The sequence below is a fragment of the Ureibacillus endophyticus genome, assembly GCF_003628435.1.
In the GTDB taxonomy this organism is placed as follows: Bacteria; Bacillota; Bacilli; order Bacillales_A; family Planococcaceae; genus Ureibacillus; species Ureibacillus endophyticus.
The window spans coordinates 1-26,575 of record NZ_RBZN01000042.1 but is presented as its reverse complement, the minus strand read 5'-3'; the positions used below and the strand labels follow the sequence as shown (position 1 = coordinate 26,575).

Genomic DNA, 26,575 nt, shown 5'->3' with positions numbered 1-26,575 from the left:
CGTTCTGCCATCCATTCCTTCTTCGCTACGCTTCAGAAGAAATGGATGGCAGAATAGTATATCAAATATCCAAGTTTTCTTGTCCTCTCATTTCTTACCCCAACAATTGACAAAGGACCATTTATTATTATTCTACGGTAATGTGGATATATTGACCTGATTTTAATGCATTACCATGAGAGTCTTGAAGTGTCGGGTGTGCAATTAGTATATATTGATAGCCCGCTTTTAATGGTTTTACGGGTTTAACGATTACTTGATTGTTATTAACTTCAAAGTTTACATCCACTTTACTTCCGCCAAGCTCTACTAATTCAATGGCGTTAGCATCAATCTGTTCCTTTACAGGTTTAGTAAATGTAATTTTAAACGTTTTAGAGACAGGTACTTCTAGTAAGCTTTTACTCTCTTTATATTTTGATAGTTCTTTAGTGATACTATCATAATGGGCTTTGAATATAGGATTTGTCGTTGTGACAACTTGTGGTTTTAAGCCTATGTCTTTTACAACTGTACCATTTGGACCAAAGAATTCAGCCATAGTAAGTTTTAAATAGCTTCCATCGGATAATGGATAAAGTGATTGCATCGTACCTTTACCGTAAGTATTTTCTCCATAAACAATGGCTGCATTTTGATCGATTAATGCTGCAGCGGTCATTTCAGAAGCACTTGCGCTAAATCGATTCACTAGAATTCGTGTATCTTCTGGAAATTTAACATTTTGTGATATTGAAGTCTCTTGGTAAGTATTATCAGACGTTTTAAGCTTGTAGGCATAAGGTGCATTTGGGAACATCCCAATTAGTTTCTCAGCAGTAGATACATAGCCCCCGCCATTATTTTGCAAATCAAGTATGAATGACGTTGCACCTTGATTTTTTAATTTCGTATAAGCGTTTTTCACTAAAGTGGTACCATTTTCTGAGAAAGAGCTTAATCCAATATAGCCTACATTGCCATATAACAATTTGCTTGTAACATTGGGCATGGAAAAGGGTATTCTTGTTATTTTTTTAGTAGTCTGTGTTCCATCTTCCTTTAAAAAAGTAATGTCAACGGTTGTATTTTCTTTACCTAAAATAAGTGCTTGTGCCTGTTCTATACTTAAGCCAACAATGGACTGACCATTTACATTGATGATAATATCTCCAGCAACTACGCCTGCCTTGTATGCACTTCCACTTTCAATTACATCTACTATTAAAATACCATTCTCATGCTTTTCGATAACTACTCCAATACCTACAGTTGTCATTTCGATTGAGTTTGTAAACGCATCGAATTCCTCTTTTGTAAAATAGGAGGAATAAGGATCTAGCATTTCAATCATTTCATCAATAGTGGTTGCGCGGTTTAGGTCTCCCTTAATTTCTCCAACATAATCATTTTGTATTAGCCATTTAACCTCATCAAATGTTGAGGCAAAGGATTGTATAGGGAGGATGAATAATAGAAACAACCCTAACAATATTGGTATTATTTTCTTCATATAAAAACTCCTTATTTTGTGACTGTTCTCATTATATATCTTCTAGAATGGTAGTAGATATTAATATTTCCAGAAAAATTTCGACAAATTATTTAAGTGATTCTTGTAATTCTGCTTGAATCGTTTGAAGTTCTGTTTTATCAAGGAAGTAGTACCAAATGCCGTTTTCAATACGACCATCACCTTTTTCAAAGTTTAATTGTTCAATATTATTTAAAGCAGGTTTATATGATTTTATGAAAGTTTTCATATCATCGTAGGTAATATTCGTTTCTACGTTCGAACGAATTGTTTCCAAAACAGAAGGGACTTGCCAGATAATATTGAGTGAAGATAGTTGTTTTAGTATATTTTCCACAACCATTCTTTGACGATTTTGCCGTCCAAAGTCTCCAAGGGGATCATCGTAACGCATCCGCACATAGGCTAAGGTTTCTGGTCCCGATAATACGATCTTTCCTTTAGGGAAGTCAAACTCATCTGTAGAAAAGGCAATTTGATTGTCAATTTCAACCCCGTTTAAAGTATCAATTAAGTCTACAAAACCTTCCATATTAATAGAAACAACGTAATCTATCGGAATTTGCAATAAATTTTCCACCGTTGCATAAGTCATCGCTACGCTACCAAACGCATAGGAGTGGTTTATTTTATCGTAAAAATTTAGTCCAACAATTTCTGTATATGTATCTCTAGGGATACTTAACATTTTGATTGTTTGAGATGTAGGATTAACAGTTAGTACAAGGATGGTATCAGCTCGTCCAGGGGAATTTTGTAACTGATCAATGCCAAGTAAAAGAAGTGTTATAGGTGGCGTGTTATTTTTTGCTTCCGAGCTATTTTGAGAGGGTGTAGTAGTAGGAGTAGGTGTAGGTAGAGCTATTTCAGATGATGTCTTTTCAATTGTTAGAGGTGAATGGATAGCCTTCATAGTAGCTTTTACATTTAGGAAAAGGTAAGTGGCATAACTAATTATTAATAGAAGGAAGATAGAAATCGTAATGATAATTATTTTTTTCAAAAAAATCTCCTCCTATTACACAATATGCAATGGGAGGAGAGGGTAGTAATTTTTTGTAAGAAAAAACTGGGTGACTTTTTGATTGTTATAATTGAGTCGGTTTTCGGGCTAGCTCCTCGACAAACTTAGAAACGTATTCTAGGCAAAAACGTCCTGTCTACTATCATTCGTTTGTGGTCGGAGCTTTAATCGAGCGGTCACCGCTTTTCTTATTGTCTAGCACTATATGTGTTCTTGGTCATTAAATGAATAATCCAACCAATTGCTAGTCCAACGATTGCTGGAATTAACCAGCCAATGCTTTGATCGTACAATGGTAATGCAGACAAGATGTTTTCGTACCAAGAAACTTCTATTCCAGCCGCTTTAAAACCATCGTATAAACTTACAAGCGCTGTAGCAATTAACGATAAACTGTAAACGATAGGTCTACGGTCAAATAATTGGTCAAATAACACTAAGAACATTAGAACAATCGCAATAGGGTAAATAAACATTAACACTGGTAATGTAATCGAGATTAATTTAGATAATCCGAAGTTTGAAATTACTAAACTAAATAACGTAAAGATTACAGCTAACGTTTTATAAGATAGGCTTGGGAATAGTTTATGGAAATACGTTGCGTTTGCAGAAACTAATCCAACTGCTGTCGTAATACAAGCCAAGATAATAACAAGCGATAAAATAATATTCCCTGCACTACCAAATAGCACTCGTGCAGATTCGGCAATAATACTAGCACCGTCTCCTAAATAACCGATTTTTTCAGTACTTGTAGCCCCGATATATTCTAGTGAGATATAAACAAACGCTAATCCAAGAGCAGCGACAATACCTGAGAAAATTGTAATTGTCACTTGTTTTGAACGCTCCATAATGCCTTTCGCTTGTAACGATTGAACGATGACGATACCAAATACTAAAGAAGCTAACACGTCCATTGTTAAGTAACCTTGTACAAAACTTTCAGAAAAAGCCTTTGTTACATATACTCCTTGTGCTTCACCAAAGCTACCCATTGGAGTAACAAATGATTTAATCGCAAGTAGTGCTATTACGATTAATAGAGCAGGAGTTAAGATTTTCCCGATACGATCTACTAATTTTGTAGGATTTAAAGATAAATAAAGCACAACTGCAAAGAAAACTAACGTAGTAATTAATAATGGAACTCCGCTTGTTTTAGTGGCCTCAGATAAAAATGGTGCAATCCCAATTTCATATGTTACAGCACCAGTTCTAGGTATGGCAAAAAGTGGTCCTATTGATAAATAGATAACCGCAGTGAAAATGGCACTAAACATTGGATGGATTCGATTTGCGACCACTTGTAAATCTCCACCATTTTTCGCAACTGCAATTATCCCAATTAACGGTAAACCGACACCAGTAATCAAAAAACCGATAATTGAAGGAAGAAATTCTGTTCCGGCGTTTTGACCTAGTTCAGGTGGGAAAATAATGTTACCAGCACCAAGGAATAATGCAAAAAGCATAAATCCAACAGCGAGGTTTTCTTTAATAAACTTCATAAAAACCTAAATCCTTTCTAAATTTGAAAAGCAAAAACTTTCAAAAAATAATAATTATTTGTGTTCACACAAGGTGAAATTGTATCACAGAATTCAAAGAAATCAAATAGTATATTCATATTCTTTACTAACATTTGTCGAAATATTGATAAATTCGTAAAATTTTTTCTTTAAATAATGGATTGTGTATCGTCGAAAAATTAACTAAGATGGTAATATAGGAAAATTCCTCATTGAAAGGGTGATTACACCAAATGAGTTACAACAAAAAATTACTTTTATTTACATCTGCTATCATAGCAACTTCTATTGTTACACCCCAAATTGCAGAAGCTTCTACATATGTAGTAAGTAAAGGCGATACTTTAACAAAAATCGCAAAAACTAGTAATACTACTATTGATCAGTTAAAAGAATGGAACAAATTAAAAAATGATACTATTTTTGTAGGTCAAAAACTTGTTGTCCAAAGTAGTAAAACTAGTAAGCCTGTAGCAAATACAAATACGATAACGGAATCAATTGAAAAGGATGTTTCTACCTATAAAATAGAAAAAGGTGATACGTTATCCAAAATCTCTAAAAAATTCGGAGTTTCAATTGCGGATTTACAGAAGTGGAATAAACTAGATTCTGATAAAATTTTTGTTGGACAAGTATTGAAATTAAATCCAACAGCACAAATTAGTAATATCGGAGAACCAGTGAAGGATTTTGCAAATGAAGTAATTGCTACAACAGAGCAACAAATTAATAATCAGCTTTCAAAAGAAGTTCCTATTAAACAAGCTCCTTCTAGTAACGTTCAAACAATATATAAGAAAGTAATAGAGTTAGCAAATACGTTTATTGGTACACCTTATTTGTATGGTGGTAATACTCCTGAGGGTTTTGATTGCAGTGGTTTTGTACGCTATGTCTATTCAAATGCAGGAATCAATATTGTTCGAAAAAGCAGCAATGACTACTTTTTAAATGACACAACAACGGTTCAGACAGCGGTTCCGGGGGATTTAGTGTTCTTTAAAGACACATATATTGCAGGAATCTCACATATGGGAATCTATTTAGGTGATGGCGTATTTATCCATGCTGGCAGTGATGGAGTTGAATTGTCGAAATTAGAGTATGAATATTGGAATTCACGGTTTGTTACATTTAAACGCTTTAACCAAATAGCTTCTAAATAGTTAAATTTATTAACCACCTCTATCTTTAGTAGGTGGTTTTTTATATGAATCTATGTAAAAAAGACGATTTAAGTAATGAAAAGGTTTCATTTTATATTACAAATGTTACAAAAATCGAGAAATTTCTTTTCAAATTTTATGTTAATAGCTTAATAAAAGTATAAATATAAATTTAGAAACTAAGGAAAACCTTGGTATTATTGGGTTTTAATCCATTACCAAAAATGCGAAAATTATCAAACTATGTAACTTCTTTGTTATTAAACTGTAATGTCACAGAACAAAATCTCGTGGTACTCTTAATACAGATAATTTGACAGAATATTTACTTTTAGAAGTTGGAGGGGCACATGAGATATAGCAAGCGAATTCGACAATTCATACTAGCAACTGTAGCTGGACTAGCATTATACTTTTCACCAATCGTGGCAGAAGAATCTTTTGCTGCAGAAAAGGGAGATATAACAGCGGTTGAGTTAAAAGAATCAGCAAAACAATATTTAGGTGTCCCTTATCGATATGGCGGCACATCAGAAAATGGTTTCGATTGTTCAGGGTTTGTTTTAACGGTTTATAAAGAGTTAGGAATCAAATTACCACGAACTTCTTCATCTATGTATCAAGTAGGTGAAAAAGTAAGTAAAGATGACTTACAACCAGGCGATTTAGTATTCTTTAATACTTCTGGCAGTGGAATTTCTCATGTGGGTATTTACTATGGTGATGGAAAATTCATTCACTCACAAACAGGTAAAGGTGTAAGTATTACAGAACTTAACGACAAATGGTACTGGGGCGACCGTTATGTAGGTGCAAAACGTGTTGCAAATGTAAAATTAGTAGCAAAAGCTGACTAATACATAGAAAAAAGTGTAGATGGAGACAACGTATTGTCTATATCTACACTTTTTTCGTTTTTTAGCGTATTTAACAAAACCCGCTACTATTAATCTAGTAGCGGGTTTAGTATTGGCTATTTATTGTAGCTGAGCGAGCCGCTTAGGCATTTCTAATTTATTGAACAACTCTTGCAGTCCAGCGGGAGAAGTCTGCGTTTTCGGCATCTACTAATTCAGCTGGGAAGATAAATGTCCATGGTTTTGTTGAGTTTGGTTGTACAGTTAGGATTGGATCTAATTTGAATGATCCTTTCGCAACTCGTTTACCGTTTGCATCGATAATTTCTAATGGTAGTTGCTCTAAATTAATCGCTTTTTCGTTTCCGTTACGGATGAAAATTGATGCATGTAAGCTTTGGTCATCACGTAATTTCACTTGGAAGCCAGTAAAGTTCACTTCTGTTTTGCCTAATTTCGGTAGGTCTTTTACAACCTTCGCTAAAAGTTCTTGTTGTTCTTTAGGAAGTTGTTTTTTCCACGTATCATCAAGGTCTAACTGATGACCACGTAATGAAATTAAATTAAAGGCAATTTTCCATCCTTCTTCAGGAATTTCTTCTGCTTCAATTGAGTTTTTATCAAAAGTAAATACCCAAGGACGAGCACTTTCAGCTGGGATTGTACCCAGTTCTTTAAAGTTGAATTGTTTTGAAGCTAAACGTTTATCGTCTTTGTCTAGTAAAATTAATTCAATGTCACCCAGTTCGATTGGTTGTGATAATGATGAACGGAAAAATGCTTTTACGTGCCAAGCTCCGTTGCGTGCTTCTTCTTCTATGCTGATTGCTGCTAAAGATAATTGATTTGGTTTTAGTGGTTCCAATTCATTTGCTAAAAAGCGGAATACATATTGTTGTTCTTGAGGAACATTCCAATCTGGGTGGAAAGAAAGTTTTGTTACTACTTCTTTCGTTGCCGATTTTTTATTATTAGAACTTCCTACAAGTTCTTTTGAATCAATCGCACTATCTTTACCTACTTTATCTGTTTTCTTGAAAAAATCAAAAATTCCCATTATAGTTCCCCCTCTTGACTAGCCAGTTGTTTCATAAACGTTATAAGCTCTCCTACAATTGAACGGCGTAGCTCTTGATAGTTTTTACCGAATAGTTCTAAGCCTTCACGTTGGTAAATGCGCATTGGGTCTTCTTGTTGATAATGACGTAAGCCAATCCCTTCTTTTAAATGCGCCATTTGCTCTAAATGTTTTACCCACATAGTGTCGATGAAACGTAACATTACTTGTGGAATTACAGCCATCACTTGTTCGTTTTGTTCAAAGTTTTCAATTGTGCTAACAATTTCGTCAACTGATGATTGCATCGATTCTAAAATGCGTTTTGCCTTTGTTTCTTCGCGATTGATCGAAACAGGAGTTAAGAATAGTGAATTCACTGCATTTTCCATTTTGCCGAAGTCCCATTCCATTGGGTCAAGTTCTTCTGGTGCATTATCATAAACAGCGAATTCTACTGTTTCTAATAGCATTGTTTTTAATTCACCAATAAGATCTTTTCCTTCTAGCACACGGTCGCGAAGATTATAAACTACTCGACGTTGGTCATTGATTACATCGTCTAGTTTTAAGTTATATTCACGCATTGAGAAATGAGCACCTTCAACAATTCGTTGTGTACGATTAATTAATTCGAATACGTCTTTGTTTGTAATACGTCCAATTTCATCAACTTGCATTTTGCTTTGGAATTTTTCTACTTCTTCCTTAGCAAAACGACGGAACATATCGTCTTGGATTGAAATGATAAATCGGCTCTCACCAGGGTCTCCTTGACGTCCCGAACGACCACGTAACTGATTGTCAACACGGCGGCTTTCATGCTTTTCTGTACCGATTACATATAAACCACCTAGCTTTTCAACACCTTCGCCAAGTACGATGTCAGTACCACGACCAGCCATGTTTGTTGCGACTGTAATACGTCCTTTTTGACCAGCTTCAGAGATTAATTCAACCTCTTGTTCAACAGTTTTGGCATTCAATAATTGATATTTCAAACCATATTTATCTAATCGTTTTGCCACTTTTTCTGATTGCAAAATCGAAGTTGTCCCAATCAATACAGGTTGTCCCTTTTCGTGACGTCGGGCAGCTTCTTGTGCTACATATTCGTATTTCGCATCGATTGTATCGAAAACCATATCTTGTTGGTCAATACGAATACGTGGACGGTTCGTTGGAATTTGCACAACACTCATTCCGTAAACTTCTTGGAACTCTTTTTCTTGTGTTTTACCAGTACCCGTCATACCAGAAAGTTTTGGATACATACGGAAGTAGTTTTGAATGGTAATTTGTGCTTGTGCTTTATTTTCTTCCGTAATTGTAACGCCTTCTTTTGCTTCGATCGCTTGGTGTAAGCCGTCTGACAGAGAACGACCTTCTAAAATACGACCAGTAAACATATCGACTAATTCAATTTTGTCATCTTTTACAATGTAATCTACGTCACGCTCGAACATCACGTGAGCACGAACAGCTTGAATGACATAGTGATAAAGTGTTTGATGTTCTAACTCATAAAGATTATCCACACCAAATGCTGCTTCTACTTTTTCAATACCTTGATCTGTTAGAGAAGTTGCTTTTGTTTCATCATCGAAATCATAATCTTCATCTTTTTTGAATCGTTTTGCAAGAAGTGCTGCAATGCGGTGAAGTTCTTCATTTGCACGCATTTTCCCAGCTATGATTAGTGGTGTTTTTGCTTCATCGATCAGTACTGAGTCCACTTCGTCAATAATAGCGAAATGATATGGGCGCTGAACTTTATCTGCAATGGAATGCGCCATATTATCACGTAGGTAGTCGAAACCAAATTCTGTACCTACACCATATGTAATATCTGCATTGTATGCTAACTTCTTTTGTGCAGGTTCCATCATTGGGACGTTTAGACCAACTGTTAACCCTAAAAAGCGGTGAATTTGACCGATTAGTTCAAAGTCACGTTTTGCTAAGTAATCATTTACTGTAATTACGTGAACACCTTTTCCTTCTAAAGCACGAACATAAGAAGGTAGTGAGGCAACTAAAGTTTTCCCTTCACCAGTAGGCATTTCGGCAATGTTTCCTTCAGTAAGAACAAGCCCACCGATTAATTGCACATCGAAATGTCTCATGTTTAAAACACGTTTCGATGCTTCACGAACTACTGCAAAAGCGTCTGGAATAATGTTTACGATGTCTTCACCTTGCTCCAAACGTTCTTTAAATGTAATTGTCATATTACGAAGCTCATCGTCTGTCATCGATGAGTATGTAGCTTCAAGATTATTAATTTTATCAACTATTTTATAGTATCTTTTTAATTCTCGAGCACTCGTTTTTTCTTTATTACGACTAAAAATTGAGAACATGATTTTACGCTCCTTCGAAAATTGTCTATATATGTAGACACTTCATTATTCTATCAAACTTTTGGGGGTATGACTATAAAACCAAAGGGAAAACTAAGGCCTAAACAGTTATCTTCATGAGTAAATTTCCAAAATTGATAAATTCATAATATTTGTTCCACTTTTGTAACAGAGAAAGACCTATATTTTAGATATTAATCATGCTATAATTATTCTGGATTATCGTGCATATATTTTATTTTTGAGGAGGAGAGACATGCTTTACGTGTCTTTAATCGTGGCGTTATTAACGTCTATTTTAATTACTCCGTTAGTAAAGCGATTAGCGTTTCGTATAGGTGCTGTTGATGCGCCAAACTATCGAAAGGTCCATTCGCGCATCATGCCTCGATTGGGAGGTTTAGCGATTTTTATTGCATTTGTAGTCGGATATATCATTCTAATGCCTGAAACACCAAAATACGAATCACCATTCATGCCTTTAGCAATTATTTTGGGTGCTACAGTGATTGTTATTACAGGTATTTTTGACGATATGTATGAAATTTCTGCAAAAGCAAAGATGTTGGGTCAGATTGTAGCTGCCTGTATTATTATTTTCTTTGGCGGTATCCAAATTGAATTCATCAATTTACCATTTGGTGGAGCTTTAGATTTTGGATTTTTAAGTATTCCATTCACACTACTTTGGATTGTTGGAATTACAAACGCCATTAACTTAATTGATGGACTTGATGGACTTGCTGCGGGTGTTTCTACAATCGCACTAATTACGCTAGGGTGCATGGCATTCATCATGGGGAACGTGTTTGTTGTCGCAATTGCAGCCATCTTAGCATGTAGCACGATTGGTTTTTTATTCTACAATTTCCATCCAGCGAAAATTTTCATGGGTGATACTGGTGCATTATTCTTAGGATTTATGATTGCTGTGATGTCGCTATTAGGTTTCAAAGGAATCACAGTATTTTCGTTCATTATCCCAGTTATTATGCTTGGTGTTCCAATTTCTGATACATTTTTCGCAATTGTGCGTCGCTTACGAAACAAACAAAAATGGTCGGATCCAGATAAATCACACTTACATCACCGTTTAATTGATATCGGATTTTCACATCGTCAAACGGTTTTAATTATCTATGCAATCGCATCATTATTTGGACTAGCAGCAATTACAATTTCAGTGTCCAAGCTATGGGGTGCAATTCTACTTATCACGGTTATCATCGTTGCAATCGAATTATTCGTTGAGATGATAGGCCTAGCCGGTAAGAACTACAAACCTTTACTAAATATCGTGAGAATTTTTAATAAGTAAATATTAGATGAACCACTACTTTTTTATGGGTAGTGGCTTTTTTGTTTTGGTTAGTGCAAATAGGGTAGGAAATGCACGAGAGGTTGAGCTATGCACACAAGTGGTTTTGGTAAGTGCACAAGAAGTGGAGCTATGCACACAAGTGGATTTGGTAAGTGCACTAGAAGTTAAGCTAAACGCACAAGAGTATGTTACAAATGCACAAGTGATGAAATTATCCTTACATCTTTTACAGTTGGATTAGTTAGATAAGAAGTGAATGAAAAGTGTGGCCGAGTGGACGAAAGTTGCTCGAATGTGGACGGAAAGAATAGCTAAGCGGACGAAAGCTACGTGTATATGGACGGAAAGAATAGCTAAGTGGACAAAAGCAAGTTTTGTGGACGAAAAGGATTGCCAAGTGGACGAAAGCAGGTCGTGACGAAAGCAGGTCGTATATGGACGAAAACGATAGCCAAGTGGACGAAAGCAGGTCGTATATGGACGAAAAAAGTATCCAAGTGGACAAAAGCCTCCGTTATGTGGACGGAAACAAAAACTATGTGAGCAAAACCAGCAGCTATGTGGACGAGAAACGTGTCAACTCAGCCCAAACTGCACATATAGAAAACCACGAAGAAAAAATTCTCCGTGGTCCAATTTTTAATTATTCACCGAAAAATTTAATTCAGTTTCTACAGCTGTTTCTTTTTCAGGTGTAGTACTCGAAATGTCAGATGTATCTGGAATTAAGCCGAGGTGACTTTTTAGAATATGTTGTGTTTCTGACAGCGATTCTTGGTCAAGTTGATAATAATAAACTCCAGTGGACATATCATCATAACCTTGTAACGTAAGTGTATCGATTTGCGGAATACCTTTTGATACGTAACTGAAGAAGGATTTCATTTCATCAAAGGTCATGTCCGTCTTCATGTTGTCACCGATTGCTTCGATGATGTCATCATATTTTGTGATAGATGAAACTGAAGCTGCTTTTTTTGCAATTGCCTTTAAAATATCTTGTTGACGTTTACCACGCATTACGTCACTATCGTGTTTTCGTGTACGAGCTAGTGATAAGGCTTGACTACCATTAAGTTGTTGTAAACCTGGTTCAAGTTTTACTGTGTAGCGATCGTTTTCGTCTTTTTCTGTGAAAGCATATGGAATGTCGACATCTACTTCAATTCCGCCTAGTGCATCTACCACATCGATGAATGCATCAAAGTTCATTCGTACATAATAATCTACAGGAATATCAAATAATTCCTCAACTGTTTCAATAGTTGCACGTGTTCCACCAAATGCATGAGCGTGTGTAATTTTATCGTTATAACCGATTTCTGGGATATAAACGTATGAATCACGAGGAATACTTACTAATTTTACTGTTTTATCCTCGTTGTTTAATGTTGCTAACAATAAAGCGTCAGAACGGGAATTTTCAGCACCTTGCCCACGTTTTTCACTATCATCAACACCAACGAATAAAATGGAAACATTGTCTTGTATTGGTTCGACTTTAGCTTCCCGCTTTTCAGAAACAGGGCGATCCTCAATTACTTCATAAGAATCTTTTACTGCAAATTCAGCCTTTTTTGTAATGTATACACCGTATGCAGTGACGCATATTAAAAGAGAAGCCGACAGTAAAAGCAAAACTTTAAGAATCAAAGAAAATTTTGTCGACTTTTTTTTCTTCTTTACATTATGTGTTTTTGATCTTTTCATTTAAAATTCTCCTCTAAAATGTAGGAATCGTGTATATTTAATTATCGAATTGTATATATCTATAGTATGTCGAACATTTTTCAAAAAATCAGTGGTAATACTTTCACTATGTAATGACAATCACATTTAACGGGCAGTATGACTCTAAATAATTAGAGTAATCACTGCCCGTTATTCGTTTTAAATTTATTAATACGATTAATTATACTATGTTGTCGAATGGTGGTAAATAAAATTTTATCACTCTACTATAAATTCCACAAACTTCTTATCTACGCAATTGATAGTAGACTGTCCATTTGTTAATTCTGTTATCCAATTAACAAATGCTTCCTCATCATCTTTTAATACCTCTACAAAAACGTCAACACCCTCAGCATATTGAATTTCTGCGAGTGTATAATGTGAATTTCTTACTTCATTTTCCACTTTCCCTAACCATGTATAGTCTATGGAAATTTTCATAACATGATGCAATTTTCGTTCAACAACTTGTGCAGCATCGATTCCTTCTGTGGTTGCTTTACCGTAAGCGCGAATTAAACCGCCGCCACCTAATTTTATGCCGCCGAAGTATCTTGTCACCACAACGACCGTATCTTTTAGGCCTTGTTTTTTTAGTACCTCAAGCATAGGGACGCCAGCTGTTCCACTTGGTTCCCCATCGTCATTGGCTTTTTGAATTTGATCATGTTCACCTACCATGTAACATGAACAATTATGGGTTGCATTTGGATGCTTTTTCTTAATAGAATCAATGAAATTAAGAGCTTCTTCTTCTGTTTCAGCTCGATTTACATATCCGATAAAACGGGATTTTGAAATGACAATTTCTCTTTCTCCGTAGCCTTTTACAGTTTTGTAGTCTTTGCGCATTATTATTTCTCCTTTTTTTACCAAAAAATGATATCATATGATACATAGGGATATACTTAATATTTAATGTTAAAATGGTATAATAGTTTTTAACATAGCATTAAATGGTTTTTTATAGAAAAAATCTTTATATTGTTATAATATCAACACCAATTAGATTGGGGAAAAGGTATGTTTTCGAACGATAAAGTTGACATAGGTTCACTTGACGTTATTTTTAATCGAATGGTAGAGACCATTACAAATTCAAAAACTGATATATTTGTTATAAGCGAACAAAGCCGTAGAAGCTTTGAAGAGATGCAAGCTGAACTAGAACTCATTAAACTTAAAATAAAATATTTAATTGACGAAAGTGACGATTTAGAAAAGAGAACCAAACTCGCCAAAGAACGTCTAGTAGAAGTGAGTCGTTATTTTGATCGCTATACGGAAGAACAAGTTCGAGTTGCATATGAGTTTGCGAATGAACTTCAATTAAAACTTTCGTTAACCCGTGCAGAAGAAAAGCGTTTACGTGAAAAACGAGATGATTTGGAGCGTCGTTTAAAAACATTATACGATACAATTGAACGCGCTGATCATATTGTTAGTCAAGTAAATGTTGTGCTGAATTTCTTAACGTCCGATTTAAAAAGCGTAGGTGCTGCGTTAGAAAAGGCAAAAATAAAGCAAGATTTTGGCGTCAAAATTATTTCTGCTCAGGAAAAAGAACGGAAACGCCTTTCACGAGAAATTCATGATGGACCAGCTCAAATGATGGCAAACGTACTGATGCGTGCAGATTTAATCGAAAGAACGTACCGTGAAAGAGGAATCGAATCGGCCATTAAAGAAATTAAAGAATTAAAGGGAACGGTTCGAAGTGCGTTATCCGAAGTTCGCCGTATCATTTACGACCTACGACCAATGGCATTGGACGATCTTGGAGTTGTGCCTACGTTGAAAAAATATTTATCCACAGTGATGGAATATAATCCAGGTGTTCAAGTCCATTTCCAATCATACAGCAACGAAAAGCGTCTACCTTCTGATTATGAAGTTTCCATTTTTCGTTTAGTGCAAGAAAGTGTAAATAATGCTATTAAACACGGAAAAGCCTTGGATATCTGGGTGAAAATTGAATGGCTTAATAATTGTGTTAATATAGTAGTGAAAGATAATGGGACAGGATTCGATAAAGATAGTATTAAAGAACAATCCTTTGGTATTATCGGTATGAGAGAAAGAATTGAATTATTAAAAGGGACAATGGAGATTACAAGCAGTGTTGGAAAAGGAACGATTGTGATGTTTAAACTTCCATTTCCCGATAATGAGTTAGAATAGTATTTTTATTGTGTAGGGGGTAACATTTTTATGACGAAAATTATTATTATTGATGATCACCAATTATTCCGCGAGGGTGTTAAACGTATATTAGATTTTGAAGATACGTTCCAAGTAGTCGCAGAAGGAGACGACGGTACTGATGTAATTAGTTTATACCGTGACCATTTACCAGATGTTGTTTTAATGGATATTAATATGCCAGGGAAAAATGGTGTAGAAGCAACTGCTGATCTTATTGCAGAATTCCCAGAAGCAAAAGTAATTATGCTATCTATCCACGATGATGAAACATATGTAACGCATGCATTAAAATCTGGTGCGCTAGGTTACATGTTAAAAGAAATGGATGCAGATGAAATCGTAGAAGCAATTAAAGTTGTTGCAAAAGGCGGTTCATACTTACATCCGAAAGTAACGAAAAACTTAGTTGCGGAGTTCCGTCGTTTAAGTGAACACGAAAATAAAGGCAATTTCCATCAAACAGAAATTCGTCGTCCATTCCATTTATTAACTAAACGTGAATGTGAAGTACTTCAATTGTTAACAGATGGACAATCAAACCGTACAATTGGTGAAACATTATACATCTCAGAAAAAACAGTTAAAAACCACGTTTCTAGCATTCTTCAAAAAATGAATGTAAATGACCGTACGCAAGCAGTAGTAACAGCAATTAAAAATGGCTGGGTTGAAGTACGATAAGTAAAAGAAACCCCCTCTCAAATTAAATTTGGGAGGGGGTTATTTTTTGTTCTTTGACGCTATTTCAGTTGATAGTGAATCAATCTTTGCATCTGTTTCGTCTTGACGGTGTAGAATGGCTTTTGTAATTTCTGTATTCTCATTTAGTTGCGATTGCATTTGCTCTAAATTCTTTGCAAGCAATTCTAGTAATTCACGATCTGTCATGTTCATCATCCTTTACTTTTGTGTTACGTGACAATCTTGACCGCAATTTCTTTTATTATAAGACAAAAAAGTAACTTAAAAATCATTTTAATAAAAAGGGCTGAAAATCAAAATTTGCCTCCTAAAAACGAAACTAAATCTAACATTTTATCGTCTCGATTACGATAAAGTAACAAATGATATATTTCACTTACAAAATTCGACTTAAATTTACGTTGTTAGCCACAATAAGACAATTATGCTACAATATGCCCAGGAGGTTTAAAGATTATGAAAAAATGGTTATTAATGGTGGTAGCAGCCCTTTTGCTTACTGCTTGTAGTGATAAAGAAGAAACATCAAAGAATGAAATAACAGATGAAGAAAGTACAATTGGTTTCGAAGTAATGGGTGATGAAGTAGCAGAAGCGCCAGATGTCCCAAAAGATGAAGAAGAACGAATTTTAGCAGCTTTTGATGAGTATATTCAATCATTTAACTCAAAAGATATTGATCGTTACGTTCAAACGTTATCAAAAAATCCTCAAGGTTTTAACTATGAAGACGATTTAGAAACTGCAAAAAAAGCATTTGAACAATATAATATTGAAAGAACTCCTTCTGACGTAACAATTGTGAAGTATAGTGAAAACGAGGCCCAAGTATTTGCCAATTTAGATATTCAAATGACTGAGCTTGAAACAGATGTAGAACTAACAAGTAGTGGCCGTCAAGTAACCGTTTTTGTGAAAGAAGACGATGCATGGAAAGTAACAAGTGTTTATTATATAGGAAATGATTCTCAACAATAGAGAAGGTTGTAGTAATTTGTCTATCAAAATAAAAGTAATCAGAATGGAGGTGTCCAAAAAGTAATAATTTTTTGGACACCTCTTTTCTTTCTTGATAAATATCTCTTATGAATTATTGCTCCTGCGGTAGTCGAAATAAATTTCCACTATCCTCGTCGCAAAGGAGTTGTCTCAAAATGACTTTTCAGACAACTCCTTTCATTTTGATTCACATAGATGAAAACTTAAGGTAAACTATTGCTAATAGGAGAGTGGGATATGAGAATTGCAATCGTTACAGACAGTACAGCTTATTTAACCCCAGAGGAACGGGAACGTTATAACATTCATATGATTCCTCTAAGTGTGAATCTTGAAGATGGTAGTTATGAGGAAGAAGTTGAAATTACATCTTCCGAATTTTATGATAAAGTGCGTAATCAAAAACAGTTTCCAAAAACAACTCAGCCACCAGTAGGGAAATTTGTAGAGTTGTTTACTGAACTTTCGAAGGACTATGATGATGTCATTTCTATTCATTTATCTAGTGGCATTAGTGGGACAATGCAAGGTGCGATGCAAGCTGGTCAAATGGTAGAAGGAATCAATGTGCATGTCTTTGATAGTGAAGTTTCTTGTTCACCACAAGGCTTTTTCGTGATAAAAGCTGCAGAACTTGCACAGCAAGGAGCATCCGTAGAGCAAATTTTAAACACGTTAGAAGAAATGAAGTCTACTATGGATGAATACTTCGTAGTAGATGATTTGGCACATCTACAAAGAGGTGGAAGACTTTCATCGGCAGCTGCACTTGTAGGCGGTCTACTTCAAGTGAAGCCAATTCTTACTTTTGAAAATAAAGTAATCGTACCTTTTGAAAAAATCCGCACGAAGAAAAAGGCTCTTCGTCGAGTAGAAGAAGTTTTTGCAAATGCTGTTCAACAACACGATCAACTGAAAGCAGTAGTTATCCATGCAAACTGTGAAGAAGAAGGCCGTGAATGGTTGAATCAATTAGCAGAAAGTTATCCAAATGTGGAATTTAGCTTTAGCTATTTTGGTCCAGTAATTGGAACTCATTTAGGTGAAGGTTCTTTAGGGCTTGGTTGGGTAAAGAAAATATAAGTTAGTAAAACAGTCTCGATTCTTTTTGAATTGGGGCTGTTTTTTTGTTGAAGGCAAATATACATGCTGGAAAAGCAAATAACTTCGAATCACAAAGGAGAGATGCTAATGAAATTATTAAAATCGCCATTTAAATGGTACAAAGGAATAATCATAGAACCCCAAATCCGTGATTTCTTTTTAGGTCGTATTTGGATTAGAACTAGCACGCCCTTCCCACAAGAGAAAATCGAAACTTATTTAAGATTTTTCAAAATAACTCCGGGGATATCCGAAAAACGAGGTTTCTTCAATCGTATAATTTTTCGCTGTAATCGATGTCACAATGAAAATCAACAAGAATTCGTTCATTACAATTGTGCGCGGTGTAATCAAACATGTGTGTATTGTAGACATTGTATAAACATGGGACGGGTGACAAGTTGTACAGATTTAATAACGTGGAATGGTCCTAAACCGAAGTTTAGCCGTAAACACGTATTAGATTGGGATGGTACATTTACCGAGGCGCAATCAAAGGCTACAAAGGAATTAACAAAAATCATCACTAGAAAAAATAATCATCTCGTTCATGCGGTATGTGGTGCTGGGAAAACAGAGATATTATTTCCTGCGGTACTTGCGGCACTTAAGAAAGGCTTGCGTGTTTGTATTGCTACACCACGAACAGATGTTGTATTAGAATTATTTCCCCGTTTTCAAAAAGTATTTGCAAATACGATTATTCACGCGCTATATGGAAATGCCCCAGTACAATCAGGACTTGCGCAACTAGTTATTGCAACCACCCATCAACTATATCGCTTTGAAAACGCCTTTGATGTTGTCATTGTAGATGAGGCTGATGCATTTCCATACACTTTTGATCTAGCTTTACAAAGGGCAGTTATAAAAGTAAAGAAACAAAATTCACCAATTGCTTTAGTTACAGCAACCCCATCCCATCAAATCCACGCCCAAGTCAAACATGAAAAATGGGGTTACTCATTTATTCCGAAAAGGTATCATGGACATCCTTTACCAGTACCAGAATTCCAATCATTATGGTCATACGAAAAGCAAATCCAAAGTGGTAAGATTCCAAGGAAACTATTAAATTGGACAGAAACTCGACTTAATAACAATGAACCATTTCTAATCTTTTTCCCAACAATAAAACTAATGGAAATTGCAGCACCACTATTCCAGCAAATTAATGAAAATATATTAAGTGTTCATGCAGAGGACGCAGATAGAAAAGAAAAGGTGTTAAAACTCAGGAATGAAGAAATACCGGGGCTACTTACAACCACAATTCTAGAACGAGGAATTACAATCAAAAATGTTCAAGTTGCGGTAGTAGGGGCAGAGTCGAAAATCTTCACATCGAGTGCCCTAATTCAAATTAGTGGGAGGGTGGGCAGAAACGTGGATTTTCCAAATGGAGAAATTATCTTTTATCATCATGGCATTACAACCGAAATGGATGAAGCTCGAAATGAAATCATACGATTAAACACAGAAGGATTCGGAGATAAAAAAATATGAAAAGAAATGAAGTGACAAATTGTTTAATATGTAATGCCCCACTAAATCACCAAATTACATGGAAATCCTTTCTCACTAACGCTTTTCCAAAAACAATTTGTACAGAATGTGAACAAAAATTTGTACCATATGAAAATACTTCAAAGGAAGTAATATCGCTTTATCAATATAACGATGCAATGAAGGATTTTTTACATCGATATAAATTTATGCATGACGTAATGCTAGCTAAAGTTTTCCGGGCACAGATACATGAACAACTCTCAAAAACCCATGCTACTATTGTCCCTATCCCGTTGCATCCTACTAAATTGAAGGAGCGCTCCTTTGCTCAAGTTGATGAATTATTAAAAGCTGCACATATACCTTACGAACACTTTCTTGAAAAAACAATGACAGACACCCAAGTAGGGAAAACTCGTCAAGAACGCCTTGCAACCCCACAATTTTTTAAGTTGATAAAGAATTGTAAAAATAAAGAAATTATATTAGTGGACGATATTTATACTACAGGGGTAACGATAAACCATGCGAAAAATCTTCTGCTTCATTCCGGTGCGAAATCTGTTCGGGCATTTACTTTAATAAGAGGTTAATAAAAATCGAGGAAATTTCATGGGTTAATAGTATAATAGAAGTAGTAAAATAGAAACGGGAGGGAACTTTGATGGCAGAGGTAAGAAATTGTCCAAGTTGCGGTGAGTTTTTCAATTACACAGGAATACGTGATATTTGTTATAAATGTGCCCAAAACGAAGAGGAATTGTACCAAGTTGTTTACCGATTTTTAAGAAAGCGTGAAAATCGAGCTGCAACCATAGAGAGAATTGTAGAAGCAACAGGTGTGACTGAAGAATTGTTACATAAATGGGTACGTAAAAATAGACTACAACCAGCAGTGTTTCCTAATTTAGGGTATCCTTGTGATAATTGCGGTCATCTAACAACTACGGGAAAACTATGTACTAAATGTCAAAATGAAATCAAGAAAGACTTGCGTAACTTTGAAGCGGCAAAAGAATTCAGAGAAAATGTTTCCAAATCTGAAAGAGCGACTTATTTAGCATCGAACCGTAAAAAATAATAATGAAGCTCACATTTTTGCTTGAAAACTTGGAAAGAGTATTTAATTACCCAAGGACAAGTATAAAATGTGAGCTTTTTTCGGTCAGAAACGTTAACATTTTTGTGAACGAACCGAAATAAACGTTAGTAAATGAAATTAAGGGGAGGGGTAGTTGTGAAAATAACTCCAATTCAGGTTAATTCAGTTAACCCATATAACAAACAACAACGAAAAATGAATACAGCGGCTACAACGTCTACATATACAGATAAAATTGAAATTTCAACTACCGCTAAAGAAATGTCAACAATTAGTACAGAACGTACTCAAAAATTACAAAAATTAAAAGAACAAATCCAATCGGGTGAATATAAAGTAGATGCACGAAAAGTTGCAGAAGATATGTTGAAATATTATCGCTATTAAAAGGAGTTCGAAACCATGTCAGTTCAACAAATTATAAAGACACTAGAAAATCTTGAAAAAATGCATAAAAGTTTGCTTGAGCTAGCCTATAAAAAAACGGAAATCGTAAAAAAAGGCGACATGGAAGAACTTGATGTGATGTTGAAAAATGAACAATCTCACGTAGCCGCTATTGGAACACTTGAGCAACAGCGCCAAGCATTAGTACAGGATTACTTGAACGCAAAAGGATTTGCACCAGTTGGCATACCAACTGTTCTCGATGTGATCGAAGCAGCTGAAACAGAAACAGAACGAAAACAATTGGAGGAGGTTCGTAAGCGACTAATACTTGTTGTGGACGATTTGAGAAAGCAAAATGATTTGAACCAAAAGCTTGTTTTCCAATCCTTAAAATTCGTCAATATGACATTAGATTTGTTACGACCTCAGCCAAGTCAAATCAATTATTCTGGAGATCAAACTAGAAACACAGTACCGAAAAACTCATCTTTTGATTCTCAAGCTTAAATTTTAATATTTTACATAAGAACGATTTAAGGAGGAAACTTCATGCGCTCCACATTTATGGGTTTAGAAGCTAGTAAGCGCGGACTTTTTACGCAACAAAGTGCTTTATATACAACGGGGCATAATATTTCAAACGCAAATACTGAGGGTTATTCCCGTCAGAGAGTGGATATGGTACCAACTCAAGGATATCCGGGAATAGGATTAAATGCACCGAAAACGCCTGGTTTTATTGGAACAGGAGTTGAAGCAACAGCTGTAGAACGAATTCGGGATAAATTCGTAGACACGCAATACCGACAAGAAACAAGTAAACTTGGGTATTGGTCAGCAAAGTCACAATCGATTACTCAAGTTGAGGATATTTTAAAAGAGCCGTCTGATTATGGTTTAGCAGAAGCTTTAAATCAGTTTTGGAATTCTTTACAAGATTTAAATGTACATCCAAAAGATGGTGGTGCTCGTGCGGTAGTTGTTCAACGTGCAGTTGCGGTTTCAGATTCTTTCCATTATATGCATAATTCGATTCAGCAGATTAAAGATAATACTGGAGATGAAATAGGTGTTTTATTAAAAGATGCTAACTCAGTTTTAAAGCAAATTGCCGAGATTAACTTTCAAATACAATCAATTGAACCAAATGGCTATATGCCTAATGACTTATATGATGCACGAGATAACTTAATTGATCAATTATCAACTTATTTTCCAATCGATGTATCTTACACGAAATCTGGTGGTAATTCATTACCGATTGCAGAAGGTTCTGTGACTGTAACATTAAAAGTAAATGGTGCGGCAGTAACACTTGTTGAAGGGAATAATCATGCAGTATTAGGTAATGATGGGGAGAATACTTTATCAGATGGCGTTACACCAACAAATATTATAACTGGACTTGTAGTGAAAGGTATAAATAATCAAGAAGTAAAAATTGATATTAATGACTTTAATAATGTTGGTAAGTATAAATCTCTTGTAGATTCATATGGATATGCATCAACAGATGGAAGCGAAAAATGTTTCCTACCAGAATTGTTGAAAAAATTAGATGATTTAGCAAGCGCATTTGCAAAAGAGTTTAATAGAATTCATAGTGAAGGAACCGATTTAGAAGGTGTTGCTGGTGGTGAATTTTTTATTAAAAATGATTCCAGTGATAAATTCACTGCTGGAAATATATCAGTATCACAAGCGATTATCGATGACCCAAATTTAATTGCTGCATCCGATTCTACAAATGAAGCTGAATCTGGAAATGGGAAAAATGCACTAAATTTGGCAAATATGAAATTTAATCCGTTAAGTGAATTAGAAGGGCTAATCGGCCAACTAGGTGTTGATGGACAACAAGCATCACGTTTGCAATACAATGCCGAGACGCTACAACAAGCGGTTCAACAACGGCGTGATTCTGTAAGTTCGGTATCATTAGATGAAGAAATGACAAATATGATTACATTCCAACAAGCATACAATGCCAATGCTCGTATGATAACTGTAATTGATGAAACTTTAGATAAAATTATTAACGGCATGGGCCGCGTTGGATTATAAGGAGGTCTAAACCATGCGCGTAACTCAGTCAATGCTTTCTGGCAATTTGCTTCGTAATTTATCCAATAGCTATGCAAAACTTGGTAAAATTCAAGAACAGGTGAACACTGGGAAAAAAGTAACAAGACCATCAGATGATCCGGTTACAGCAATGAAGGGAATAAACTATCGTACAGAACTGAATAGTGTCGAACAATTTTCCCGTAATATTGGTGAAGCTTATAACTGGTTAGATACAACGGACGATACTTTTGATAAAATTGGCTCTGCATTACAAAGAGCAAACGAATTAATTGTACAAGCTTCATCTGATACGATGAATCCTGATGATCGTGAAAAAATTAATGCGGAAATACAACAATTAAGAGAACATGTACAGAATCTAGCTAATACGAAAATCGGTGATAGTTATATTTTTAGTGGTACAAAAACGAATACAGCTCCATTTAATTTAACAAATAAAGAATATGAAGCACCTAAGGATTTGGCTAATCCAACTGATCCAAATGATCCATTAAATAAACCAATTGAAATTGAAGTGTTTGATGGTATTAATATACAAATTAACACCACACCGATTCAACTATTTAGAGAAATTGATGCCATGTTTAAAAACATAGAAGATGATATTGCTGCAAAAAAAAGTGGTAGTGAATTATCTACACACCTTACTGCAATTGACAATCAAATGAGTAAAATCCTTACAACCCGTGCTGATATCGGTGCTCGACAAAATCGTGTTGAGTTAATGGATGCCCGTTTACAATCTCAAGAAGTTATTGCAACTACTAGAATGTCTGAAAATGAAGATATTGATTATGAAAAAGCAATTACGGAAATGATTACGCAAGAATCCATTCATCGTGCTGCATTATCGGTAGGTGGGAGAATCATTCAACCAACATTAGTAGACTTTTTAAGATAATAAGAAAGCGTTTGGACTTCTTGCTCCAAACGCTTTCTTTGAAGGGAGACATATTATGAATATCCCAAAAATACAAATTCAATCGACTCCAGCTCGAATAGGATTAGACATTCAAAAACCTGTTCAGGAAATTCGACAACCGAAAGCAAATCTTGATATTCAACAACCGCAAGCGAAAATGACAATTCAAACAACTCAATCCAAACTGACCATTGATGGCTATGAAGCAAGAGAAAGTATGGGTTATAAAACATCTATTAGCCGTACACGAGAAATCGCGCAGCAAAGTAAACAAGATGTTTTGGAGGGGATTGCCAGAAGAGCAGAGGAAGGTCAGGAATTGATGCGTATTGAAAATGGTGGAAATCCAATTGCAGAACAGGCAAAACGTAGAGGAAGACAACCATATTCAAGTTTAAATATTAAGTTTATACCACAAGCTGGTAGTGTGAAAATTAATTTTGAACCAGGAACTGTAGACATTCAAATTGAACCGCAAAAAGCAATTATTAATTCAACCATCAACAAACCAATTCATAACTATACTCCGGGTAAAGTAAAAGTAGAAATGTTACAATATCCATCTTTAAAAATTGATTGGTTAGTCTGAATAAGGAGCATTAAAACATGAATATAAAAACGGCTTATATGGGCGAAGTCACAATAGACCCCTCTGAAATTTTACATTTCGCACACGGTATCCCAGGATTTGAAGAGGAAAATCAATTTATTCTTCTTCCACTAGAAGGAAACAGTATTTTTCAAGTTCTCCAATCTACAAAGACTGAACAACTAGCATTTATCATTACAAGTCCATATGTAGTTGTTTCGGATTATACGTTTGACATTGACGAAGCTACAGTGAACGCATTGGATATACGAAATGAAAATGAAGTGGCTGTTTTTGCGATTATTTCATTAAAAGATACTTTAGAAAATTCTACAATTAATTTAAAAGCACCCATTGTTTTAAATACAACAAACAAAAAAGCGAAACAAGTAATACTAGATAAAGAAGACTATGCCATCCGACACCAACTGAATTTTGAAAGTGTAAAGGGGTGAGCAAATGTTAGTGCTATCCCGAAAAGTAGGAGAAACCATTTGGATTGGGGAAGATGTTGAAATCATTATTTCAGAAGTTAAAGGTGAACAGGTGAAAATAGGAATTCAAGCCCCAAGAAATATCGAGGTCATACGTGGAGAACTAAGACAAGATATTTCTGTTTCTAATACAGAATCTGTTGTAAAAGATATTAATATTTTAAAAAATATGAAGTAACTAAAACCATATTCTCGCCTTATATAAATTAGGGCGAGGATTTTTTCTTTGCATAATAATTATTATGTGAACATTTTTTTACAAGTGAGCTAAAAATTAAAAATAAAAAAGTTAAAATCTATTAAAGAAAATTTTGGCCATCCGATATTATTAGTGTAAGCAAGAGAGACAAGTTCGGCCGGCTTGGATCTCTTCTACATAGAAAAATGAATGCTCACAAGGACGTGAGCTAAACATTCCAAGGAGGAACTAAAAATGAGAATTAATCACAATATCGCAGCTCTTAACACACACCGTCAGTTGACTGGTAACACTGAAGCAGCAAGTAAATCTATCGAGAAACTATCTTCAGGTTTACGTATCAACCGTGCTGGAGATGACGCAGCAGGTTTAGCAATCTCTGAAAAAATGCGTGGACAAATCCGTGGTTTAGATCAAGCTTCTCGTAACTCTCAAGATGCGATTTCTTTAATCCAAACTGCTGAGGGTGCATTAAACGAAACTCACTCTATTCTTCAACGTCAACGTGAATTAGCAGTTCAAGCAGCTAATGACACTAACACTGATGAAGATCGTAAAAATATCCAAGACGAAATGGATCAATTAGGTAAAGAAATCGACCGTATTGCCGAAACTACTGAGTTCAATACGAAAAAACTAATTGACGGTTCAATGGATAAAACTACAAAATCTACAGCTAATGTTAATACTGGTGGAGTATTAAAAAAAGCTGGTGCAGCTGCTGCCGCAGATACTTTATTAACTGATCTTGAAGATAAAGATGGAAATAGTCTTGGAATCGTAGTAGGAGATAAAATTGATGTTTCTTATGTAATTGACGGAGCAACTAAAACTGATACAATTACTGTAGATGCAGCTACTAACCTAGAAGCTTTATTTAGTGGAACAAAATTAGCAGCAGATACTGATGTATCTGTAACTGCAGATGGACAAGTTGAGTTAGTAGCTGCTGCAACTGGTATTGCAGGAGCTGTACACGGAGTTACAGTGACAGTTAAAGATTCAAATGGTAATGTGAAATCTGGTGCTACAAATGCATTATCTAGCTTTAGTGAAACAACACAAGCGACTGATGACCACTCTGATGGATCAGCAACTTTCCATATTGGTGCTAACACTGGACAAAATATTAACTTAGCACTTAAAGATATGGGTGCTTCAGCATTAGGTGTTAAAAACCTTAAAGTTGAAAACCAAGGTCAAGCTAATGTTGCAATTAAAGTAATTGATGAAGCTATTTCTAAAGTTTCTAAAGAGCGTTCAAAACTTGGGGCAACTCAAAACCGTTTAGAACACACAATCAACAACTTAAACACATCTGCTGAAAACTTAACTGCTGCGGAATCTCGTGTTCGTGACGTTGACATGGCGAAAGAAATGATGAACCAAACTAAATACAATATCCTTACTCAAGCTGCTCAAGCTATGCTTGCTCAAGCTAACCAACAACCACAAGGTGTTTTACAACTTCTTCGTGGATAATTAAAAAAAGAAGGAACTTATTATATAAGTTCCTTCTTTTTTATTTAAGCGAATAAAGGTTATGAAGAGTTATTACTACAACTAACTTATATTTAGGGTTCTATAATATTTGTTGGGGTTTTACTACAATTTTTGACAATAAAAAAGCACGTAACCACCGATTTCGATATACTTGAATTGACGAGAAACAAGTTATGAAAGGTGATACGTGCAATAT

General features: G+C 35.2%; 27 protein-coding genes. 19 read left to right on the top strand and 8 right to left on the bottom strand.

What is annotated here, in order from left to right; genetic code table 11:
- Positions 1 to 127: 127 nt before the first annotated feature.
- From D8M03_RS13845 to brnQ, 3 genes are all read right to left on the bottom strand, one after another.
- Positions 128 to 1,492: a S41 family peptidase gene (locus D8M03_RS13845; protein ID WP_121215420.1), complete on the bottom strand. Its 1,365-nt coding sequence runs from the start codon at positions 1,490 to 1,492 to the stop codon at positions 128 to 130.
- A gap of 88 nt (positions 1,493 to 1,580) precedes the next feature.
- Positions 1,581 to 2,516, bottom strand: a complete 936-nt coding sequence (locus D8M03_RS13840) for an LCP family glycopolymer transferase (protein ID WP_245987612.1) — start codon at positions 2,514 to 2,516, stop codon at positions 1,581 to 1,583.
- Positions 2,517 to 2,725: 209 nt separating this feature from the next.
- A complete protein-coding gene (gene brnQ, locus D8M03_RS13835) occupies positions 2,726 to 4,051 on the bottom strand; it encodes a branched-chain amino acid transport system II carrier protein (protein WP_121215418.1) in 1,326 nt (441 codons plus the stop codon).
- A 254-nt stretch (positions 4,052 to 4,305) separates the two neighbouring features.
- On the opposite strand from brnQ, the gene D8M03_RS13830 reads away from it, so the two are divergent.
- Positions 4,306 to 5,241: a C40 family peptidase gene (locus D8M03_RS13830; protein ID WP_121215417.1), complete on the top strand. Its 936-nt coding sequence runs from the start codon at positions 4,306 to 4,308 to the stop codon at positions 5,239 to 5,241.
- A gap of 350 nt (positions 5,242 to 5,591) precedes the next feature.
- A complete protein-coding gene (locus D8M03_RS13825) occupies positions 5,592 to 6,098 on the top strand; it encodes a C40 family peptidase (RefSeq protein WP_121215416.1) in 507 nt (168 codons plus the stop codon).
- A gap of 157 nt (positions 6,099 to 6,255) precedes the next feature.
- On the opposite strand, the gene D8M03_RS13820 is transcribed toward D8M03_RS13825, so the two are convergent.
- Positions 6,256 to 7,155, bottom strand: a complete 900-nt coding sequence (locus tag D8M03_RS13820; protein WP_121215415.1) for an accessory Sec system S-layer assembly protein — start codon at positions 7,153 to 7,155, stop codon at positions 6,256 to 6,258.
- On the bottom strand, positions 7,155 to 9,518 hold the full coding sequence (gene secA2 / locus D8M03_RS13815) for an accessory Sec system translocase SecA2 (protein ID WP_121215414.1): 2,364 nt from the start codon (positions 9,516 to 9,518) through the stop codon (positions 7,155 to 7,157). The genes D8M03_RS13820 and secA2 overlap by 1 nt, the downstream gene beginning before the upstream one ends.
- A 256-nt stretch (positions 9,519 to 9,774) precedes the next feature.
- Here secA2 and D8M03_RS13810 point away from each other — a divergent pair, with 256 nt between their 5' ends.
- Entirely contained in the window at positions 9,775 to 10,836 is a 1,062-nt protein-coding gene (locus D8M03_RS13810; RefSeq protein WP_121215413.1) for a glycosyltransferase family 4 protein, read from the top strand.
- Between the two features lie 46 nt (positions 10,837 to 10,882).
- Positions 10,883 to 11,080 carry a hypothetical protein gene (locus D8M03_RS13805; protein WP_121215412.1) on the top strand — a complete coding sequence of 66 codons (198 nt, stop codon included), beginning with the start codon at positions 10,883 to 10,885 and terminating at the stop codon, positions 11,078 to 11,080.
- A gap of 398 nt (positions 11,081 to 11,478) precedes the next feature.
- On the opposite strand, the gene D8M03_RS13800 is transcribed toward D8M03_RS13805, so the two are convergent.
- Positions 11,479 to 12,549 (bottom strand): LCP family protein, encoded by a 1,071-nt coding sequence (locus D8M03_RS13800; protein ID WP_121215411.1) that lies wholly within the window; start codon positions 12,547 to 12,549, stop codon positions 11,479 to 11,481.
- Positions 12,550 to 12,789: 240 nt separating this feature from the next.
- Positions 12,790 to 13,425 carry a YigZ family protein gene (locus D8M03_RS13795; protein ID WP_121215410.1) on the bottom strand — a complete coding sequence of 212 codons (636 nt, stop codon included), beginning with the start codon at positions 13,423 to 13,425 and terminating at the stop codon, positions 12,790 to 12,792.
- 171 nt (positions 13,426 to 13,596) lie between these two features.
- Between D8M03_RS13795 and D8M03_RS13790 the strand changes: the two genes are divergently transcribed.
- Positions 13,597 to 14,754: a sensor histidine kinase gene (locus D8M03_RS13790; RefSeq protein WP_121215409.1), complete on the top strand. Its 1,158-nt coding sequence runs from the start codon at positions 13,597 to 13,599 to the stop codon at positions 14,752 to 14,754.
- Between the two features lie 30 nt (positions 14,755 to 14,784).
- Positions 14,785 to 15,459, top strand: a complete 675-nt coding sequence (locus D8M03_RS13785; RefSeq protein ID WP_121215408.1) for a response regulator — start codon at positions 14,785 to 14,787, stop codon at positions 15,457 to 15,459.
- A 39-nt stretch (positions 15,460 to 15,498) separates the two neighbouring features.
- Here D8M03_RS13785 and D8M03_RS17780 read toward each other — a convergent pair whose 3' ends face one another.
- Positions 15,499 to 15,666, bottom strand: coding sequence for a hypothetical protein (locus D8M03_RS17780; protein WP_170148458.1), 168 nt, complete (start codon positions 15,664 to 15,666; stop codon positions 15,499 to 15,501).
- A 270-nt stretch (positions 15,667 to 15,936) separates the two neighbouring features.
- Here D8M03_RS17780 and D8M03_RS13780 point away from each other — a divergent pair, with 270 nt between their 5' ends.
- From D8M03_RS13780 to D8M03_RS13720, 13 genes are all read left to right on the top strand, one after another.
- Positions 15,937 to 16,458, top strand: coding sequence for a DUF4440 domain-containing protein (locus tag D8M03_RS13780; RefSeq protein ID WP_121215407.1), 522 nt, complete (start codon positions 15,937 to 15,939; stop codon positions 16,456 to 16,458).
- A gap of 258 nt (positions 16,459 to 16,716) precedes the next feature.
- Positions 16,717 to 17,562: a DegV family protein gene (locus tag D8M03_RS13775; protein ID WP_121215406.1), complete on the top strand. Its 846-nt coding sequence runs from the start codon at positions 16,717 to 16,719 to the stop codon at positions 17,560 to 17,562.
- A 108-nt stretch (positions 17,563 to 17,670) separates the two neighbouring features.
- The gene (locus D8M03_RS13770) at positions 17,671 to 19,089 is read left to right on the top strand and encodes an ATP-dependent helicase ComFA (RefSeq protein ID WP_245987611.1); all 1,419 of its coding nucleotides are present in this window, start codon (positions 17,671 to 17,673) and stop codon (positions 19,087 to 19,089) included.
- Positions 19,086 to 19,685, top strand: a complete 600-nt coding sequence (locus D8M03_RS13765; protein ID WP_121215405.1) for a ComF family protein — start codon at positions 19,086 to 19,088, stop codon at positions 19,683 to 19,685. The genes D8M03_RS13770 and D8M03_RS13765 overlap by 4 nt, the downstream gene beginning before the upstream one ends.
- A gap of 71 nt (positions 19,686 to 19,756) precedes the next feature.
- Positions 19,757 to 20,173, top strand: a complete 417-nt coding sequence (locus D8M03_RS13760; RefSeq protein WP_121215404.1) for a TIGR03826 family flagellar region protein — start codon at positions 19,757 to 19,759, stop codon at positions 20,171 to 20,173.
- A gap of 156 nt (positions 20,174 to 20,329) precedes the next feature.
- Positions 20,330 to 20,581, top strand: a complete 252-nt coding sequence (flgM, locus tag D8M03_RS13755) for a flagellar biosynthesis anti-sigma factor FlgM (protein WP_121215403.1) — start codon at positions 20,330 to 20,332, stop codon at positions 20,579 to 20,581.
- 15 nt (positions 20,582 to 20,596) lie between these two features.
- Entirely contained in the window at positions 20,597 to 21,091 is a 495-nt protein-coding gene (locus tag D8M03_RS13750; protein ID WP_121215402.1) for a flagellar protein FlgN, read from the top strand.
- Between the two features lie 42 nt (positions 21,092 to 21,133).
- Positions 21,134 to 22,648, top strand: coding sequence for a flagellar hook-associated protein FlgK (flgK, locus tag D8M03_RS13745; protein WP_121215401.1), 1,515 nt, complete (start codon positions 21,134 to 21,136; stop codon positions 22,646 to 22,648).
- Between the two features lie 13 nt (positions 22,649 to 22,661).
- Entirely contained in the window at positions 22,662 to 23,573 is a 912-nt protein-coding gene (gene flgL, locus D8M03_RS13740; RefSeq protein WP_121215400.1) for a flagellar hook-associated protein FlgL, read from the top strand.
- Between the two features lie 55 nt (positions 23,574 to 23,628).
- Positions 23,629 to 24,183 carry a DUF6470 family protein gene (locus D8M03_RS13735; RefSeq protein ID WP_121215399.1) on the top strand — a complete coding sequence of 185 codons (555 nt, stop codon included), beginning with the start codon at positions 23,629 to 23,631 and terminating at the stop codon, positions 24,181 to 24,183.
- Positions 24,184 to 24,200: 17 nt separating this feature from the next.
- The gene (fliW, locus tag D8M03_RS13730; RefSeq protein ID WP_121215398.1) at positions 24,201 to 24,638 is read left to right on the top strand and encodes a flagellar assembly protein FliW; all 438 of its coding nucleotides are present in this window, start codon (positions 24,201 to 24,203) and stop codon (positions 24,636 to 24,638) included.
- 4 nt (positions 24,639 to 24,642) lie between these two features.
- The gene (gene csrA, locus D8M03_RS13725; protein ID WP_121215397.1) at positions 24,643 to 24,855 is read left to right on the top strand and encodes a carbon storage regulator CsrA; all 213 of its coding nucleotides are present in this window, start codon (positions 24,643 to 24,645) and stop codon (positions 24,853 to 24,855) included.
- A 255-nt stretch (positions 24,856 to 25,110) separates the two neighbouring features.
- The gene (locus D8M03_RS13720; protein WP_121215396.1) at positions 25,111 to 26,358 is read left to right on the top strand and encodes a flagellin N-terminal helical domain-containing protein; all 1,248 of its coding nucleotides are present in this window, start codon (positions 25,111 to 25,113) and stop codon (positions 26,356 to 26,358) included.
- The last annotated feature ends 217 nt before the right edge of the window (positions 26,359 to 26,575 follow it).

What these genes read in the sequence shown, in the direction of transcription:
- D8M03_RS13760 (WP_121215404.1), top strand. Translation starts at nt 19,757, where the DNA reads ATGGCAGAGGTAAGAAATTGTCCAAGTTGCGGTGAGTTTTTCAATTAC.
- flgK (WP_121215401.1), top strand. Translation starts at nt 21,134, where the DNA reads ATGCGCTCCACATTTATGGGTTTAGAAGCTAGTAAGCGCGGACTTTTT.
- flgL (WP_121215400.1), top strand. Translation starts at nt 22,662, where the DNA reads ATGCGCGTAACTCAGTCAATGCTTTCTGGCAATTTGCTTCGTAATTTA.
- fliW (WP_121215398.1), top strand. Translation starts at nt 24,201, where the DNA reads ATGAATATAAAAACGGCTTATATGGGCGAAGTCACAATAGACCCCTCT.
- csrA (WP_121215397.1), top strand. Translation starts at nt 24,643, where the DNA reads ATGTTAGTGCTATCCCGAAAAGTAGGAGAAACCATTTGGATTGGGGAA.
- D8M03_RS13795 (WP_121215410.1), bottom strand. Translation starts at nt 13,425, where the DNA reads ATGCGCAAAGACTACAAAACTGTAAAAGGCTACGGAGAAAGAGAAATT.
- D8M03_RS13765 (WP_121215405.1), top strand. Translation starts at nt 19,086, where the DNA reads ATGAAAAGAAATGAAGTGACAAATTGTTTAATATGTAATGCCCCACTA.
- secA2 (WP_121215414.1), bottom strand. Translation starts at nt 9,518, where the DNA reads ATGTTCTCAATTTTTAGTCGTAATAAAGAAAAAACGAGTGCTCGAGAA.
- D8M03_RS13770 (WP_245987611.1), top strand. Translation starts at nt 17,671, where the DNA reads ATGAAATTATTAAAATCGCCATTTAAATGGTACAAAGGAATAATCATA.
- D8M03_RS13750 (WP_121215402.1), top strand. Translation starts at nt 20,597, where the DNA reads ATGTCAGTTCAACAAATTATAAAGACACTAGAAAATCTTGAAAAAATG.
- D8M03_RS13720 (WP_121215396.1), top strand. Translation starts at nt 25,111, where the DNA reads ATGAGAATTAATCACAATATCGCAGCTCTTAACACACACCGTCAGTTG.
- D8M03_RS13735 (WP_121215399.1), top strand. Translation starts at nt 23,629, where the DNA reads ATGAATATCCCAAAAATACAAATTCAATCGACTCCAGCTCGAATAGGA.
- D8M03_RS13790 (WP_121215409.1), top strand. Translation starts at nt 13,597, where the DNA reads ATGTTTTCGAACGATAAAGTTGACATAGGTTCACTTGACGTTATTTTT.
- D8M03_RS13845 (WP_121215420.1), bottom strand. Translation starts at nt 1,492, where the DNA reads ATGAAGAAAATAATACCAATATTGTTAGGGTTGTTTCTATTATTCATC.
- D8M03_RS13785 (WP_121215408.1), top strand. Translation starts at nt 14,785, where the DNA reads ATGACGAAAATTATTATTATTGATGATCACCAATTATTCCGCGAGGGT.
- D8M03_RS13830 (WP_121215417.1), top strand. Translation starts at nt 4,306, where the DNA reads ATGAGTTACAACAAAAAATTACTTTTATTTACATCTGCTATCATAGCA.
- D8M03_RS13810 (WP_121215413.1), top strand. Translation starts at nt 9,775, where the DNA reads ATGCTTTACGTGTCTTTAATCGTGGCGTTATTAACGTCTATTTTAATT.
- D8M03_RS13780 (WP_121215407.1), top strand. Translation starts at nt 15,937, where the DNA reads ATGAAAAAATGGTTATTAATGGTGGTAGCAGCCCTTTTGCTTACTGCT.
- D8M03_RS13775 (WP_121215406.1), top strand. Translation starts at nt 16,717, where the DNA reads ATGAGAATTGCAATCGTTACAGACAGTACAGCTTATTTAACCCCAGAG.
- D8M03_RS13800 (WP_121215411.1), bottom strand. Translation starts at nt 12,549, where the DNA reads ATGAAAAGATCAAAAACACATAATGTAAAGAAGAAAAAAAAGTCGACA.
- D8M03_RS13825 (WP_121215416.1), top strand. Translation starts at nt 5,592, where the DNA reads ATGAGATATAGCAAGCGAATTCGACAATTCATACTAGCAACTGTAGCT.
- D8M03_RS17780 (WP_170148458.1), bottom strand. Translation starts at nt 15,666, where the DNA reads ATGACAGATCGTGAATTACTAGAATTGCTTGCAAAGAATTTAGAGCAA.
- D8M03_RS13820 (WP_121215415.1), bottom strand. Translation starts at nt 7,155, where the DNA reads ATGGGAATTTTTGATTTTTTCAAGAAAACAGATAAAGTAGGTAAAGAT.
- brnQ (WP_121215418.1), bottom strand. Translation starts at nt 4,051, where the DNA reads ATGAAGTTTATTAAAGAAAACCTCGCTGTTGGATTTATGCTTTTTGCA.